The organism is Mycobacterium sp. SMC-13 (assembly GCF_045311035.1).
Classification (GTDB): Bacteria; Actinomycetota; Actinomycetes; order Mycobacteriales; family Mycobacteriaceae; genus Mycobacterium.
On the sequence record NZ_JBJIAI010000048.1, the window covers coordinates 1 to 15,421 of the forward strand.

Sequence of the window (15,421 nt, forward strand, 5' to 3'; positions counted from 1 at the left end):
CACGCCACCGATCACATCGGCAAGATCAATGACGAATGGCCACCCCGTGATAGCCATCCAGAGAGACGGTCAACAGCTGTGTGTAGGGGGTGACTACCCAATCATTGGTGGTGGCGATGGTGTCGTAAATGACTCCGGGCCGGGTGTCACCGTTGCTGTAGGCTTTTTGTACTAGCGACGAACCCACCGCCTGCTCTAGCCAGGCCGCGCCGCCCTGTGCCACTAGGCCCTTAAACAAGGTGCCTAAAACAGGGATGGACAGCAGGCTGGTCAGCCCGTCCAGATTGGTGCCGTGGTTGCTCGGGGCGATGCCGATGAACTGTGAGACTTTGGCGGCGCCGCCGAGGTTGTTGAGGTAGTACTCGGGCAGGATTCCGCCGCCTTGTGAATGGCCGATCAGGATGACCTTGGAGGCGCCGGTCTGTGCAAGCACCGTGTTGACCTCGGTGGAGAGCTGTTCGGCGGATTGCTTGATGTCGGCAGTGGACTGGATCGGAAAGTTGGGATTGCTGGTGTTGTTGCCGTAGTTGAAGGTGTAGACCTTGTAGCCCGCATCAGCGAGTGCGGGTGCCCCGACGCTCCAGTCGTAGTTCTGATTCGCCGCGGTGGCGTTGATGAAGATGACCGGCAACGGATGTTCGGCGGTGACGGTGATGGATGGATTGTTGGCTCCCGGCGGCGTCACCCCCGGTGTCAGGTAGCCCAGCAGGTTGTATACGCCGTAGTCGACCGCGAACGGCCCGCTGCTGGTGGCATTCAGTGGTGTGTCGGTGAGCGCTTTACTGACGTCGCCGGCCACGGTCGCCACTGTGTTGAGCGCCTTGTATGGCAGTCCCCACAGCAGGTCGGGACCGATCGTGTAGGCGCCCAGCACTGCGATGTTGTTGACCAGTGACGCCGCCATCGTGCCGAGGTCGAACCCCAACCCGACCATCTGCCGGGTGAACTGGGTGACCTGACCGACATCGTGGGCCAGCGCCGAGCTTAGGTGGGCGGCGGTCCCGACTAGCGCCGCGGCCACGGTATTGACCGCCGAGTTGACCAGGTAACCGGGGGACGACTGCGTCCCTACGGTGGACTTGCGTTGCAGCTCCTCGCCCAGAACTGCCAGCGTTACGCCGTCTAGAGCAGTCGGTGCCGATGGCGTGGCTGGAGCGTTGGGCGAACTCGCGGTAGTTGTCGCGCCGCTGGCGGTTAGGGCCGATGTTTTGGCAGCCTTCACGGTTTTGGTCGTGACAGTTTGAGCGGTACTTGCGGCGTTCTTGACCGCAGGCTTGAGGGCCGCTGGGGTGGCGACGGCCGAGACCGACGCGGCGAGCACATGGCTCGGAATCGCCGTCGCGGTCGCCGCGGCGGTGTCGTGCGGAGTCGATGTTGTCGCTGGCGGCGGATCAGCCTTTCCGGTCGCCGCGGCGGTGACCGGATGGGTTTCACCGTGGTGTGCTGGTCCTACCTGAGGCACCGGCGTTCTCGATGTCGGTCCTTCGCTCGAATGACCCGACCCTGAGTTTCGGGATGTGCCCAGGCAATCCCCGAAGACGTCGCCAGTGCCGCATACAGAGTCATCGCCAATGCGCACAACAGTGACCAGCGGAACTTCCGGGGATGATCTTCCAACACCGCGGTATGAAGAACCTTCGTTTCACTAGCGAATCCAGAAACCACAGCGGACGGCTCATTATGAGCGCACCGCTGCCTATCCAGGTGCGAAACGGTGTTTCTGGGATTCGCGCGGTTGGGAAGCGGCTGAAGGCACCCCAGAACCGCGACTGAATCGCGAATCCTCACCCAGTCGAACACCCCACAGCAGGTTTGCGCCAAAGGCCACCCCTAACTGGTACAGGGTGTCACACATCACGTACCGGCCCCTGGGCAAACCGGGTATCAATAGCTTGTGGGCGTGGTAGCGCGAATTCTTCAGACTCGTGGAGCGGCGCACGCCAGCGACACCTTCGGGACTTGGCGCGACCCGAAGCGCTACCTGTGGCTGTTAGGTCCGGTAACCCCGGGCATGGTCGGCCTGTCCTGGGTGCTGGTAAAGCTTACCGGCCTGTCCCTGTTCTGGTGGACCGGAATAGCTCTGACCTTTGTGATCGTGCCCGTTTTGGACCACCTCGTCGGGCCCGACCCGCATCAGGCCTCCGACGACACACTATCTCGGATCGAGGGTGCTCTCTTCTACCGGCTGACCACCTATCTACTCCTGCCCGCCCAATATCTGTCGGTGATCTTCGCGTGCTGGCTGTGGGCCGGCGGCGGCTGGGTCACCATGACACTCGCCGACAAGATCGGCTTGACGGCGTCGGTTGGCACCGTCGGCGGCATCGCCATCAACGCAGCGCACGAACTCGGCCACAAACGCGGCCTGTCCGAGCGCCGGCTGAGCAAGATCGCACTCGCCCAAACCTGCTACGGCCACTTCTACGTCGAGCACAACCGCGGCCACCATGTGCGGGTCGCCACACCCGAAGATCCGGCCAGCTCGCGCGTGGGCGAAAACCTGTACGCCTTCATAGCTCGGTCGATCATCGGTGGCTTGCGCTCGGCATGGCAATTGGAACGTACGCGGATGCGCCGCCTGCACAAATCCACCTGGTCACTGCACAACGAGGTACTCAACGCCTGGCTGATGAGCATCGTTCTGTATGTCGCCCTGGGGCTGTGGTTCGGGACCACCGTGCTGCCCTGGCTGATCGGCCAGGCCGCTATCGGCGTCTTTTTGCTGGAAACAATCAACTATCTGGAGCACTACGGCCTGCGCCGCCAGAAACTACCCAGCGGCCGCTACGAACACGTGCGCGCCACCCACAGCTGGAACAGCAACACCAGAATCGCCAACATCTTCCTGTTCCACCTGCAACGGCACTCCGATCACCATGCCAACCCGACGCGCCGCTACCAGGCCCTGTGCCACGCCGACGAAGCCCCTCAGCTACCCAGCGGCTACGGCACCATGCTGTTGATGGCGATGTGCCCGCCACTGTGGCGTCGAGTGATGGACCCACGGGTGCTCACCCACTACGCCGGCGATGTAAGCCTGGCCAACATACTGCCCGGATACGATCCGCGCCTGCACAAGCGCTACCCGCACCTCGCTGCCTACACCGTTCACTCAAGAAACAGCCGGTCTAAGCAGCGCGGGGCGGGGTGTATGGATCGACTTCGCTGCGGCCAGCGTGACCACGCCCTCTGCCACCGCGGTGCCCTCACGCGCGAACAGAAACCGTGAAACGTCCACCCCTTCGAACTTAAGCGATTCGGGGCGATGATGACTCTCGATACGAGATGCCTACGCTGAGCGGCGCGCAACTAGGGTTGTCGACGGGATGCGATACCTGATCGACCATCCACACGAAACCACCCCTCGCCTGAAGCGGGCCAATCGAATTGCCCGATGACGCACACCAGTGCAATAGTTATGCCTATTGATGTTGTTCTCGATGCCGTGCCACAGTCATAAGGACCGAAAATTATCTGGTACAGCAAACGAAATATTCTGGATGACAATTGCAGAAATCTACATTTATCGACCAAATGGGGACTATCTCGTTAACGGTGTTTCCGGCGGTTTCCATCAGTAGGTTTCGGCTGCCGGGAATCGGTCGCCGAACGTGATTGCAAACGCATTGAGCGCTGGCTTCCACCGCATCATCCATCGTGCCCTGCCCACCCCGGTGGGTTCCAGGGAACGCGTCACCAGATACAGTCACCTGAGCGCGGCCTGCTCAGTCGGAAAGTGCCCGCGGTGTCGACGGCATCTGAAATTTGACCCCCTGGCGGCATCTGAAATTTGACCCCCTGGGTTGGTGGTGGTGATTATTCCTCGGTGGTGGTGGCCACGGTAGGTGGGCGGCCGAGGTCGCGGTTTTTGAGTCGGTAGCTGTCTCCTTTGAGGGTGATGACTTCGGCGTGGTGCACGAGGCGGTCGATCATCGCTGCGGCGACGACGTCGTCGCCGAAGACTTCGCCCCAGCGGCCAAAGGCCTTGTTGGAGGTGACGATCAGGCTGGCGCGTTCGTAGCGCGAGGACACCAGCTGGAAGAACAGGTTGGCGGCCTCGGGTTCGAATGGGATGTAGCCGACTTCGTCGATGACGATGAGGGGGTAGCGGCCCATTCGGGTCAGTTCGTGCTGGATGCGGCCGCTTTGGTGGGCTTCGGCCAGTCGGGCTACCCATTCGGCGGCGGTGGCGAACAGGACCCGATGACCGGCTTGGCAGGCACGGATGGCCAGTCCGGTCGCCAGATGGGTTTTGCCGGTGCCCGGTGTGCCCAGGAACACGACGTTGTCTCGCGCGGTCACGAAGTCCAAGGTGCCCAGGTGAGCGATGGTGTCGCGTTTGAGTCCGCGTGCGTGTTCGAAATCGAACTCTTCCAACGCTTCGATTCAGGGGTCTAGTGCAACAGCTCCTATCTGGGGGGTTGTTGCATGCGTCCTGGCCCTCTGCCTTCGGTAGTGCGCCTGTTCTGGTCTCATGTCAGTTCTGAGCTGTCGATCGATGCGGCTGCGGTCGCTGCCGGCGTGTCGCCGGGCACTGGATGGCAGTGGTTTGTCAACGCTGGCGGGGTGAAACCCAAGATCGATTCGGCGCCAAGGAAGTACACCCGGCTGACTTTCGCCGAGCGTGAGCAGATCGGGCTGGCGGTCGCGGCGCAGGAACCGATCCGTTGCATCGCCAAGCGACTAGGACGGGCGCCCTCGACGATCAGCCGGGAGATCAAACGCAACAGCTCTGATGGCCGCAACAAGTACCGGCCGCAGTTCCGTTTCGGTGCCCCGTGGCGGGGCGGACCGTTGCGACGCCCGCACTATTTCCCCAGCGCCGCCCAGGGCCGCGCCCAGCGCAAGGCCCGGCGACCGCATCCGCGCAAGCTGGCTACCAGCGCTCGTCTGCATACCCAGGTGCAGACTTGGCTCAAAGATTTCCTCAGCCCCGAGCAGATCGCCCGGCAGCTGGTGGTTGAGTTTCCCGACGATCTGGAGATGCGGGTGTCCCACGAGACGATCTACCAGTCGATCTACGTGCAGGGCAAAGGCAATCTGCGTCGGGAACTGCACACCTGCCTGCGCACTGGGCGAGCGTTGCGTCACCCACGCCGCCGGGCCGGGGAACGCCGCGGACGCATCCCCGGAATTATCAACATCAGTGAGCGTCCCGCCGAGGCCCTCGACCGGGCTGTGGCCGGGCACTGGGAAGGCGACCTGATCCTGGGCAGCACCGAATCAGGGTCAGCGATCGGGACGCTGGTCGAGCGGTCCACGCGGTACGCGGTGCTGCTGCATCTGCCCGAGAACCACACCGCTGAGGCGGTACAGAACGCCATCGTGGCCAAGATGCCCCGGCTGCCGGCGATGCTGCGTCAAACCTTGACTTGGGATCAGGGCAAGGAGATGGCCAACCACGCCCAGATCACCGAAGCGATCGATCTGGACATTTACTTCTGCGACCCGCACTCGCCTTGGCAGCGCGGCACCAACGAAAACACCAACGGTCTTCTGCGCCAGTGGTTCCCCAAGGGCAGCGATCTATCGATATTTCCTGAGGACTATCTGGACCACGTCGCCGCCAAACTCAACAACCGGCCACGCAAACCCCTGGACTGGAAAACACCCGCCCAACGCCTCGACGAACTACTGTCCGACCCGTCCGATCCACCCGCTGTTGCACTAGGACCTTGAATCCACCACGATTTTCGTGCCGGAAACCGGGCCGATCGGATGTGTCCTTCGCCGCCGTGGGCTTCGCGAGCGGACACTTCCCGTTGTAGGCACGCGGCCAGGTATTCTTCGTGGCTCCAGTTCTCCGCGCGAGCCCGCTCGGCGAGCCTTTCGGTGGCATCGCGCAACGTCGGTGCCTTCAATGCCCTTGTCAGGTAGGCGATTTCAGCGCGGACATCACGGCCGGCTGGGCTGGTTTTCGCGGTCGCCATCAGGCCACCCCGCCATCGAGGTCCACACCGAACGCGGTGTCGTAATCGGTCAGCGATCGGGTCACGACTTGCGGTTCAGCCACGGCGTGTTTGGCTGCTATTCGCCTGCGCCGCAGTACTTTCGCCGCCTCAACGTGCGCCGGGTCCGACAGGGTCTGATGCGTTGCCCAGATACGTTCATGCTCGGCGACCAGTTCCCCGTCGCAGAACGCGTGGACTCGATCCAGATCCGCCCGCACCAGCACCCGCCGTCCGACGGCCCCGGGATGCACCGAGTAATCATTGCCGTCCAGACGCACATAGTGATCGCGCGGCAGGCGCAACGAGGCACACCAGTTTGCGGACCAGGGCGGTGCTTGACGACGGTGAGTGGGTGATCAACGGATCGAAGATTTGGACCTCCGCCGGTCATCTCGCAAACTGGATTTTCGTCTTGTGTCGGACGGACGTGGACGCCTCCAAACACAGGGGGATCTCCTTCCTCCTCGTACCGATGAATCAGCCGGGCGTCGAGGTTCGGCCCATCAAGAACATGGTCGGTCAGACGATGTTCAATGAAGTATTCTTCACTGACGCTCGGACCTCGGCGGGCAACATTGTGGGGGAGCTCAACGGCGGATGGTCGGTGGCGATGACCCTGCTCGGTTTCGAGCGCGGAACCAGCGTCACCACCGACGCAATCCGATTTCAAGCCGACGTCACTCGGCTCATTGACCTGGCGCGAGAGCGAGGCAAGACGAGCGACCCGCACATCCGTGAACAACTCGCGTGGGCCTGCAGCCGCGTCGAGATCATGCGCTGTCGTGGCTACCAAGCGTTGTCGCGCTTCTTGAAGGGTGAGTATCCCGGAGCCGAGGCGGCGATGACGAAGATAATCTGGAGTGAGTTCTTCCAACGTGAAACCGAACTTGCAATGGAGATACTCGGGTCGGACGTGCTCACGCCGTCTGGCACGGGAACAAATGGAGCCTTGATAACGGCGGACCTCGGTACGCCGAACGCGTCGCTCGCGTGGGTTGAGTCTGCGCTCGCCGCAAGGGCCGCAACGATTTACGCGGGTAGCTCTCAAGTGCAGCGAAATATTGTTGGGGAGAAGCTGCTCGGTTTGCCCAAGGAGCCACGACTTGACTCTGGTCCGTTCCGCACCTTGGTCGGCGCCCGAGAAGGATAGGTGTTTGCATTGCGTGCGTGAGCGGTTATCGTGCGCAGTGCTCTGATACCGGGCGGTTTCGCGGTCACAACCGTCGCTTCTTCTGCATGAGACGTGGAGAACCTCTCCATGGCCGCGTTGTCGCCAGCTGTCCCGACGCGGTCCATCGATCCGACCGTGACGTGTCGATGCAGATTGTGAACGAATTTCCTTGACCTGAACTGAGATCCGCGATCGGGATACAGAATGCAGCCTCCGACGTCACCGCGTCGGGAGTCGATCGAGTAGCCGATGATCCGGTTGGAGAACACGTCCTTGATTGCGCACAGGCATAGTGTGAGGTTGCCCCCGGATGGTGGACACGGGGTCAGGCGGCTTGTGCCGTCTGATGATGGCGGTGCTCGAAGTCGATTGGGCTGATCATGCCGATCTTGGAGTGCCTTCGTCGGCGGTTGTAGATCCGTTCGATCCAGTCGCCGACTGCGAGCCTGGCAGCGTGCTTGGTGGGCCAGGCGTATCTTGTCCCAGGGTGTACTGCGTGCCACGGTCAGCGTGGAAGATGACCTGTGCGGGCAAGGCCCCACGCAGCGCCACTGCCATCGACGGTGCGGACTCCACCAGATCGGTGCGCATGTGGTCCTCGACTGCCCAACCCAGGACCCGCCGCGAGCACCCGTCGTCGAACCGCGCACAGGTACAGCCAGCCCTCACCGGTAGGCAAGTACGTGATGTCCGAGGTCCAGACCTTGTCGAGCTCACCGCGGTCGAATCGACGGTTGACCAGGTCGTTGGGGCGGTGTGCGTCGAGGTCCACCACGGTGGTCACCGGGGTGAACTTCCGCGGGCTGATCCCGGCCAGGCGTTGGCGGCGCATCGAGGCCGCCACCGTCTTGCGGGAGATCACCTCCCCGTCTTCACGCAGATCGGCCAGGATGCGCGGTGCGCCGTACACCTGATCGGAGGCGTCGTGGAAACCCTTGACCTTGACGTCGATCGCCTCACGGCGCTGCTGGGCCGGCGTGGGCCCCGCCGCACGGGCTGTGCGCCACTTGTAGAAGCCCGACCGGGACACCTCCAACAGTCCAGTCATCCGCACGATCGTGAAGTTGGCCTTCTCCGCTTCGATGATCCGGTACATCTCTACCAGTTCTGTTCGGAGGCGAAGAAGGCTGCGTCCTTATCAAAAACGCACGGTCCAAACGCAATTCGGCGTTCTCTGTGCGTAACCGTTCTCACTCTTTGCGTTCATCATCGTCGAGCACCTCGGGATTATCGGATGCCGAACGTGCTCTGGCGGTGGCGACTCACCGGCCGAGCAATTGATCTCCGACACCGATCTCTGCGGCTACGTCCGCAACGGGCCGACCGGTATCGACAACCAGGCGCACGGCCTGCTCGCGATACTCCGGGGCGTACTTCTTGCGGTTTCCCGACACGGGAACATCCTCCCCGCAGGACCAGCAGTACCGCGATCAGATGTCCACCATCAGGGGTCAACCCCAACACCCGGCCAAGGATCCCGCACTGTCACCCCCCGGTCCCGAAACCCCACCATGCCAGGGGACTTACCCATCCTGATGTCGTTTCATCGCAACTATCACTACCATCGCGCTAGGCTTGCTCGTGTATCGAGCGGTAGATACCTGGTACTTTCGAACCCTGTACTCACAAGAGCGCTCGAATCGCTCGTCGATGATCGAGTGAGCGTCGAACGTGCTCGCGACAATCGCTGTAGAGAACGCCGGCTGGAAGTGAAGACGCGCTTACCAACTGCCGTCACCACGCTTCGGTCGTGGCCCGCTTCGGCGCCGCAAGTGAATACTTGGGGGGAGTTTGCGGGATTCGGTGTAAATGGCCCAATACGCCGAGCGTGAGCTTGGTGGGAAGGGTCCACAGTGACCGAGACGATGAGGGCTGTGTCCTCTGCAGCTGATACTCACGATGATGTGTCCATGGCGAGCTCACCCGCACCGGATGAGCTGGCGACCGCGCGGGAGCTGGTGCGCCTGTTGCAGGCCTGCGGGGTGTCGTTCGCCGGTACCACCGACGGGGTGCTTCGGGCGTTGACCAAGACGGTGGTCGAGACTGCGCTGGAAGAACTGGCCGTTCACCTGGGCTATGACAAGCACGACCCGGCTGGCCGAAACGGTGCCAACTCCCGTATCGGTACGCGCACCAAGACGGTGCTCACTGACACCGTCGGCCAGATCGACATTGTGGTGCCCGGGACCGGGACGGCACGTTCGAGCCGCAGATCGTTGGTAAGCGTCAGCGGCGGTTGACCCGGGTCGATGAGATCGTGTTGTCGTTGTATGCCAAGGGTATAACCACAGGGGAGATCGCCGCGCACTTCGCCGAGCTCTACGACACCACAATCTCTCAAGATACGATCAGCCGGATCACCGACAAGATCATCGGTGACATGTCCGACTGGGTGGCCCGGCCGCTGGAGACGATCTACGCCGCAGTAATCGTCGACGCACTGAGCGTGAAAGTCCGCGACGGGCAGGTCGCCAACCGGCCGTTCTACGCCACGATCGGCGTGGACCTAGCCGGCCACAAGGATGTGCTCGGGCTCTGGGCCGGTGACGAGCACGGGGAATCAGCCAAATTCTGGTTCGCGGTGCTGACCGACCTGAGCAACAGGGGCGTCACCGACGTGTTTTCCTGGTCTGTGGCGGACTCAAGGGGCTGCCCGATTCGAATAAGCGAGGTGTGGCCGGCCACCATCGTGCAGGCCTGCACCGTGCACCTCATTCGCAATAGCTTCCGTTACCTGCCGCGCCAGACCTGGGACGGGCTCAAACGCGATCTGCGGCCGATCTACACCGCACCGTCGGTTACCGCTGCCGAGGACGCGCTCGAGCACCTCAACGAGCAGTGGGGCGCACGCTATCTGGCGTTGATCCGGATGTGGCGGTCCTGCTGGAACGAGTTCATTCCGTTCTTGGACTATCCCACCGAGATTCGCCGAGTGTTGCGCAGTACCAATGCGATTGAGTCACTCAACGCCCGCTACCGGCGGGCCATTAAGGCACGTGGGCATGTGCCCTCCGAGGCTGCCGCACTCAAATGTCTGTATCTGGTGACCCGATCACTGGATCCGAAAGGCACTGGCCAGCAGCGATGGGCAGTGCGATGGAAGCCCGCTTTGAACGCGCTCGCGGTAACATTCGCCGACAGGATGCACGACCTCAACCGAGGCTAGGGAAACCACCATTTACACCGAAATTCGGATAGGCCCGACGGTCCCGGCAAGCCAACTCAGATGTCACCTATACGTGCAGCACACCCCGGCATGTCGAGGAAGTGATGCAGATCAGCGACCAACACGTCGCCACACTGTACCGGCGCCAAGCCACGGTGTTCTTGCGTACCGACCGTCGGTGGCTTTGCCTGCCATCATGACTCGTGATGTTGCGATGTACCGCCAAGGTGTTGGCGCTGCTGGGGGTGTCTGAGCCGGCCATCGGCGAAGCGTGCGCGCGGGACTGGTATGCCCACCTGGTCTGGATCGACCGGCGCAAATGCCTGCTGGTGACCCATGCCGGGACCTTGTTCCCGGTGTTCATGCCGAACGTCACCGCCGCGGGGCTGCGCCCGATCGGACCGCCCGTCGTCTCGGCGATCCAGGCCGCGCTGCAAGCCGAAGGGCTGCCCGCCGATACGCTCGGCAATCTTGCCCCCAGCAGGTGGCCGTGGCCAAGACCGCCGACCGCCGCATCCTGGGCACCATCAACGACCTAGCGTTCACCACCGAACACGTCATCGCCACCGCTGGCGGCCTGGCCCGCTGCGACATCGACGCGCTGCACCACGGCCTGCATCGCACCATCAACAGCATCACCGGCTACATCCCACCGATCGACCTGGTCACCGCCAGCCATCATGGCCAGCGGTAAAAGCTGGCAGATGCGGGCAGGTAGACCCTCACACGTATAGCGGCGATCCCTTACTGAGTCGTACCGGCGTCGCGACCCGAGGTCGCTACGCGGTGGCCGAAATGGGCTCTGCGGAGCCGGTGTTGGAACTCATGGAGGCGGGCGGCGGCCGCAGTTCACGGGGTGGGTCAAGCAGTGATCGGCGTAAGTCTTGCAGCAATCGGGTGCCGACCGGTGTCATGGTCAGCCCGCGCCAATCGGCCGAGGCTCGGTCGAGTACCGCCCACTCCAGGCTGATGGCGTAAGTCGATGAATAAGACATCTGTGGGGCAACGCTTTTGGGTAGATCTGTTCGATTGCCGCAATCAGGCCCTTGGCGCCGTCAAAGACGACCAGCAGCGGACAGCCAAGGCCGCGTTCGCGCAGATCGGTCAGGAAATCGGCACACGCCGGTCGACTCGCCGGTCCCGGGGGTCAACCCAACGAACACCGGCTTGCCCTCGGTAGTGATGCCCCAGGCGGCCAACATCGGCTCGGCCGGTGACCCGGGGTGCATCCGAAAGAAGCTGGCGTCTAAAAACAAGTAGTCCAGCGTGATCTCGTCGAGTCGGCGACGCGCCCACGACTGGTATTCGGCTCGAATCGCCTTGCACACTTCCAGCACCGTGGATTTGGAGATCGCGGCCGGATCACCGAGTGTTTCACCAGGGTGGCCTCCACGTCGCGCACCGACAGCCCGCGCACGAACGAGGCGATCACCAGCGTCTCCAGCGCGTTGGTTTTCGTCACGTGCTTGCTGAACAACCGCGACGCGAACGCTGCGGTCCTGCCGCGCACCTTTGACCGCTCCAGCGTGACCGGCCCGGTGATGGTTTTGACCGTCACCGGCCGATACCCGTTGCGTGAACCGTCGTTAGCGTCGGGACAGGCGGCGGTGCGTTGGTAGCGTTCGCGGCCAAGGAACTCGGTGACCTCGGCCTCCAGGGCCGCCTGCATCAAAGCTGGGCGCCCAGGCGGGCGACTTCTTCAAGGATCTCCGGCAGCTCGCGATCCTCGCCAAACAAGGCGTGGATCTTGGTGCGGATACGGTCGATGGGCTGATACTCGAACAGGCACGGGCGCGACTCCTTCTTCACAGACTTGCAGGTCGTGAAGCGGAACCTACGCCCGTCCTCCCTATTTACACCGGATTCCGGACACAACCCCGCTAACGTCCACTGTGGTCATGCCATCTCGTCACGCAGGACGACAGGCAACGGCCGCACCGGGAGAAACTGGGAACTTTCACTTAGCGCCATCAAAGACGCTGCACAGCCGGCGCGCTCGGCCATCGGCTCGCCGGCACGATCGCGGGCCATCAGATCTGAATCTCCACTAAGCCAGTGGGCTTCCCTGATGAGTCGGTGTTAACATTTTGTTCAACCCCTTGTGTGGCATGATAAATTCCACCAATTCGGCGAAAGGGCTGGTCGCCAACGCACATGACAGTCGCTCACAGTCGCGGTAAAGGAGATCAACGTCGGGAGAGGATTCTCGCGGCGGCCGCGCAGCAGATCGCCGACCGCGGATACCACGCGGCGTCGATGGCGGATATCGGCGATTCTGCTGGTGTCGTCGGTCCGGCGATCTATCGTCACTTCGACAGCAAAGCAAGCTTACTGACGGCACTCTTCGAGCAGGTGATCGATTCCCTGCTGCGACGCGCTTCTTTGATTGTGGAGAAAAGTAAAAGCGAGACCGAGGCGCTGACAGCGCTAGTGGCAGACCACGTAGCCCTCGTCTTGGATCAACGCGAGCTTGCCATCGTCTACTACCGTGAACTTCACAATCTCACTGCGCAGCACCGCAGCCGGTTGCGCCGCAAACAACGTCTGTATCTTGAGGAGTGGGTGCACGTACTGAGTGAGTTGCGTCCCGAACTAGACGAAATCGGCCTACGTGTCGTAGTGCACGGAGCGATCGGCGCCATCCAGTCGACGCTTCAGTACGGTGAAACCGGGATGGCGACCGAGCGCACAACTGCGCTACTGACTCAAATGGGTCACGCTGTACTTGGCGTCGACCCGCTGTAACCGAGACGACGTGCGTCGGCCACTCAGCTACGGGCCGACGGACTTCTGCGATCCATCTGCTTCGAACAATTCTCGGCTCCAGTATTCCAAGACCGCGGTACTATCCCAGTCGTCTGGATGGAAGCCGCGTTGCGTGTAAGAGCGAAAGCGCCGCAGTGCGTCCGCAGTAAAAATCGGGCTACGGGAAAATCGATAGAGGCTGCGCAACAGGCGAATGGGATTGTAGGACGCGCGATCTGCGGCCATTGAAAGGGCCGTATGGGCGAACAACTCGGCGAAAAGGATTACCGAAGCGATGCGCATGCCGCGGATACGCATCTGCTCGGTGCCCCCGATTGTTTGATAGACATCGAAAGCCACCGCCTTATGTTCGGACTCTTCAAACGCATGCCAAAGAAGAATCGATCTCACTTCGCCATTGCCGATGAGTTGGCGGGCGCTTTCGCTAGTGAGGATTATCTCCGCCAGTGTTGCGGTATAATGCTCTAACGCTGAGGTCAGTGACAGTCGCATCGCTGGAGAAAGACGCTTTTCGAGTCGCTCTATCAGCCTGCCTACGTGGCGGTCAATACGCGCGGTGGGATATCCCATGGTCTGAAGGCGCTCGTTCAATAGTCGATGCTGGTATCGGTGCGTCGCTTCTTGGCCCACAAAGCCTTTTACCGCCTCTTGCAGGCTTGCGTCGATCACCGAAGTTCGGAATTGGCGCACTGATCGTATGAAGAAATCTTCTCCCTCCGGAAACGTCGCCGATAGTACGGCTATGAAATGACTCATCACAAGATCGTCGTCTACGAAATGCTGTCGGCGATTCCCTGACGGCATCGCAAACGTCACTCGTCGTGGTGTTGGTAGAACGCGAGTATTCCGAGAAGCTTTGTCTTCAAGCATGTTCGCTCTGACCTTTCGGGAGGAGGCAGCTCTGTGTGTCCGACCTGACGGCGCGGCACGTTTACAGATATATATTGAAAGTAAATATATCGACAGAAGTGCCCTTTTGCAAGCGTAGTCTTATGTGTGCATGGCGGTGTCGGCTCGGTCTAGAAGTGAGCGGGCGGGTGGCCCAGGATCGACTACATTTTGGGCAAGTCGAGCCACCCAAACTGCAGCCGGTGTGACACTCCTACGGGAATCGGCTTGGCGGTGTCGGCGGCAACTGAATCGTGACCAGAGCGCGCGACACTGATCAGAATTCAGTTGCTGTTGAGAGGCGGCCCCAGAGGATGAAGTACGAGCATGTGGGTAGGGCAATCAACTCTTCGGCGCCCCCAACTCTTCGCTGACCGTCGCCGCGCATTTTGCGTCTCGCGACGAGACCGGGCTGAGACCAGGGTTTGAACTCGGATCGGCCGACCATGCCCCAGTGAAATCTGCTGTACGCCTCGTATTTTCAATGCACGCGTGAAGTGATGAGTTAGAGTCGACGCTGTTTCTGACGACGCCATCGGCAAGTGCTTACTCGGCCTGCTTGTGCCTAAAAGTGCATAGTTGAAGCTGGCAGAGGCATCGGCAGCGATCTGTTGCCTTCGGAGAGTGCCTCTTGAACAGCTGATCTCATTGACTATGCGGCCTTGGACAATAGCGGTGCAACGGTGGCGGTGGCCGCCAGTGCCTCGCGCGTGACAGGCCGATCATTGATCCACCGCTATCGCGGGGCCAGATAGCGCAGTGCTACCTGCGAGATTCGCCGCCCGGTGGTGTGGGCGTCGGCGGCTGGCAGCACGAGGTGGCTGACGGTGAGCCGGACCAGTACGTCGGCCACTTCATTGACGTCCTCGGGATCGAGCTGGTCGAAGTGCTCGCCGAACCACGCGATTAGCGCGGCCGATGACAACTCAAGCAGTGATGCGGATGTGGGCAACAGCGGAAGGACACCGGTTGCGCTGTCGCGTGTCCCCGTTGTAGTTGTACGGGTCGATGTCAACGCGGCTTTCAGCAGAGGACTGGCCTCAGCTTCCTTGAGCGTGTACTCCACGGCGGCGGTGATTCCACCACCGATATCACCGGTATGCGATGCAAGGACGGCGTGAATTCCTTCCAAGAAGAGCTGACCTTCAGTGACAACCAATGCGTCGCCTAGGCCCTGCTTGTCGGTGAATTCCTTGTACAGAGTTGGGCGAGATACGCCGACGAGCTCTGCAACCTCGCTCATTCGGACTCGCTCCCACCCTTTCTCGATCGTGAGTTCTCGGGCCGCCCGCAACACCTCGTCGCGCATGTGTCGGCGGAATGACATCCGCATGGATTCTGTGGGCATGTGAGCAGGATAAACGCGACGGCGCCGGACGCCGCATCAGAGTGGTTGATCAAGGAGCTAGTGTCTTGAGTCATTAATTCGAGTGCAGTAGTTCCCGATGCTGGCTAGGATTTGGTCGGCGGTCTTCGTCC

10 protein-coding genes and 9 pseudogenes are annotated in these 15,421 nt (G+C 61.6%); 6 read left to right on the forward strand and 13 right to left on the reverse strand.

Annotation, left to right across the window (positions count from 1 at the left end):
• Positions 1–25 precede the first annotated feature (25 nt).
• Positions 26–1,321 carry an esterase/lipase family protein gene (locus ACJH6I_RS30650; RefSeq protein ID WP_406785140.1) on the reverse strand — a complete coding sequence of 432 codons (1,296 nt, stop codon included), beginning with the start codon at positions 1,319–1,321 and terminating at the stop codon, positions 26–28.
• A 690-nt stretch (positions 1,322–2,011) separates the two neighbouring features.
• Here ACJH6I_RS30650 and ACJH6I_RS30655 point away from each other — a divergent pair.
• Positions 2,012–3,229, forward strand: a complete 1,218-nt coding sequence (locus ACJH6I_RS30655; protein ID WP_406776330.1) for an alkane 1-monooxygenase — start codon at positions 2,012–2,014, stop codon at positions 3,227–3,229.
• A 345-nt stretch (positions 3,230–3,574) separates the two neighbouring features.
• Here ACJH6I_RS30655 and ACJH6I_RS30660 read toward each other — a convergent pair.
• Together ACJH6I_RS30660 and istB are read right to left on the reverse strand one after the other, a co-directional pair.
• Positions 3,575–3,826, reverse strand: a pseudogene (locus tag ACJH6I_RS30660) (IS256 family transposase); the annotation flags it as partial.
• Positions 3,817–4,383: pseudogene (gene istB, locus ACJH6I_RS30665) on the reverse strand (IS21-like element helper ATPase IstB); the annotation flags it as partial. The pseudogenes istB and ACJH6I_RS30660, both read right to left, overlap by 10 nt.
• Before the next feature lie 45 nt (positions 4,384–4,428).
• On the opposite strand from istB, the gene ACJH6I_RS30670 reads away from it, so the two are divergent.
• Positions 4,429–5,679, forward strand: a complete 1,251-nt coding sequence (locus tag ACJH6I_RS30670; RefSeq protein ID WP_318986928.1) for an IS30 family transposase — start codon at positions 4,429–4,431, stop codon at positions 5,677–5,679.
• A gap of 8 nt (positions 5,680–5,687) precedes the next feature.
• On the opposite strand, the pseudogene ACJH6I_RS30675 reads toward ACJH6I_RS30670, so the two are convergent.
• Both ACJH6I_RS30675 and ACJH6I_RS30680 read right to left on the reverse strand, forming a co-directional pair.
• A pseudogene (locus ACJH6I_RS30675) lies at positions 5,688–5,930 on the reverse strand (IS21-like element ISAau2 family helper ATPase IstB); the annotation flags it as partial.
• Positions 5,930–6,274 (reverse strand): annotated as a pseudogene (locus ACJH6I_RS30680) (Mu transposase domain-containing protein); the annotation flags it as partial. The pseudogenes ACJH6I_RS30675 and ACJH6I_RS30680, both read right to left, overlap by 1 nt.
• Here ACJH6I_RS30680 and ACJH6I_RS30685 point away from each other — a divergent pair.
• Positions 6,220–7,101, forward strand: a pseudogene (locus tag ACJH6I_RS30685) (acyl-CoA dehydrogenase family protein); the annotation flags it as partial. The pseudogenes ACJH6I_RS30680 and ACJH6I_RS30685 overlap by 55 nt on opposite strands.
• Positions 7,102–7,199: 98 nt before the next feature.
• Here ACJH6I_RS30685 and ACJH6I_RS30690 read toward each other — a convergent pair.
• Both ACJH6I_RS30690 and ACJH6I_RS30695 read right to left on the reverse strand, forming a co-directional pair.
• Positions 7,200–7,415: pseudogene (locus tag ACJH6I_RS30690) on the reverse strand (IS3 family transposase); the annotation flags it as partial.
• Between the two features lie 32 nt (positions 7,416–7,447).
• Positions 7,448–8,516 (reverse strand): annotated as a pseudogene (locus tag ACJH6I_RS30695) (IS3 family transposase).
• 516 nt (positions 8,517–9,032) lie between these two features.
• Here ACJH6I_RS30695 and ACJH6I_RS30700 point away from each other — a divergent pair.
• Positions 9,033–10,288, forward strand: a pseudogene (locus ACJH6I_RS30700) (IS256 family transposase).
• Positions 10,289–10,494: 206 nt separating this feature from the next.
• Positions 10,495–10,982: pseudogene (locus ACJH6I_RS30705) on the forward strand (DUF6933 domain-containing protein).
• Between the two features lie 222 nt (positions 10,983–11,204).
• Here ACJH6I_RS30705 and ACJH6I_RS30710 read toward each other — a convergent pair.
• Genes ACJH6I_RS30710 through ACJH6I_RS30725 form a run of 4 tightly spaced genes read right to left on the reverse strand, consistent with a single transcriptional unit; the run spans position 11,205 to position 12,097 of the window.
• Positions 11,205–11,396 (reverse strand): transposase, encoded by a 192-nt coding sequence (locus ACJH6I_RS30710; protein WP_406785142.1) that lies wholly within the window; start codon positions 11,394–11,396, stop codon positions 11,205–11,207.
• Positions 11,344–11,625 carry a hypothetical protein gene (locus ACJH6I_RS30715; protein ID WP_406785141.1) on the reverse strand — a complete coding sequence of 94 codons (282 nt, stop codon included), beginning with the start codon at positions 11,623–11,625 and terminating at the stop codon, positions 11,344–11,346. Before ACJH6I_RS30715 ends, ACJH6I_RS30710 begins: the two co-directional genes overlap by 53 nt.
• The gene (locus ACJH6I_RS30720; RefSeq protein WP_318986926.1) at positions 11,535–11,957 is read right to left on the reverse strand and encodes a transposase; all 423 of its coding nucleotides are present in this window, start codon (positions 11,955–11,957) and stop codon (positions 11,535–11,537) included. The genes ACJH6I_RS30715 and ACJH6I_RS30720 overlap by 91 nt, the downstream gene beginning before the upstream one ends.
• Complete coding sequence (locus ACJH6I_RS30725) at positions 11,957–12,097, reverse strand: hypothetical protein (protein ID WP_318986925.1); 141 nt, start codon at positions 12,095–12,097, stop codon at positions 11,957–11,959. The genes ACJH6I_RS30720 and ACJH6I_RS30725 overlap by 1 nt, the downstream gene beginning before the upstream one ends.
• Before the next feature lie 345 nt (positions 12,098–12,442).
• Between ACJH6I_RS30725 and ACJH6I_RS30730 the strand changes: the two genes are divergently transcribed.
• Positions 12,443–13,033, forward strand: a complete 591-nt coding sequence (locus ACJH6I_RS30730) for a TetR/AcrR family transcriptional regulator (RefSeq protein WP_318986924.1) — start codon at positions 12,443–12,445, stop codon at positions 13,031–13,033.
• A gap of 27 nt (positions 13,034–13,060) precedes the next feature.
• Here ACJH6I_RS30730 and ACJH6I_RS30735 read toward each other — a convergent pair whose 3' ends face one another.
• Positions 13,061–13,924, reverse strand: a complete 864-nt coding sequence (locus ACJH6I_RS30735; RefSeq protein ID WP_071288462.1) for a metal-dependent hydrolase — start codon at positions 13,922–13,924, stop codon at positions 13,061–13,063.
• 754 nt (positions 13,925–14,678) lie between these two features.
• A complete protein-coding gene (locus ACJH6I_RS30740) occupies positions 14,679–15,251 on the reverse strand; it encodes a TetR family transcriptional regulator (protein ID WP_318986952.1) in 573 nt (190 codons plus the stop codon).
• Positions 15,252–15,421 lie beyond the last annotated feature (170 nt).

Bases quoted from the DNA above. Each gene is read 5' to 3' on its own strand.
- ACJH6I_RS30735 (WP_071288462.1), bottom strand. From the start codon at position 13,924: ATGCTTGAAGACAAAGCTTCTCGGAATACTCGCGTTCTACCAACACCA.
- ACJH6I_RS30720 (WP_318986926.1), bottom strand. From the start codon at position 11,957: ATGCAGGCGGCCCTGGAGGCCGAGGTCACCGAGTTCCTTGGCCGCGAA.
- ACJH6I_RS30670 (WP_318986928.1), top strand. From the start codon at position 4,429: ATGCGTCCTGGCCCTCTGCCTTCGGTAGTGCGCCTGTTCTGGTCTCAT.
- ACJH6I_RS30730 (WP_318986924.1), top strand. From the start codon at position 12,443: ATGACAGTCGCTCACAGTCGCGGTAAAGGAGATCAACGTCGGGAGAGG.
- ACJH6I_RS30655 (WP_406776330.1), top strand. From the start codon at position 2,012: ATGGTCGGCCTGTCCTGGGTGCTGGTAAAGCTTACCGGCCTGTCCCTG.
- ACJH6I_RS30740 (WP_318986952.1), bottom strand. From the start codon at position 15,251: ATGCGCGACGAGGTGTTGCGGGCGGCCCGAGAACTCACGATCGAGAAA.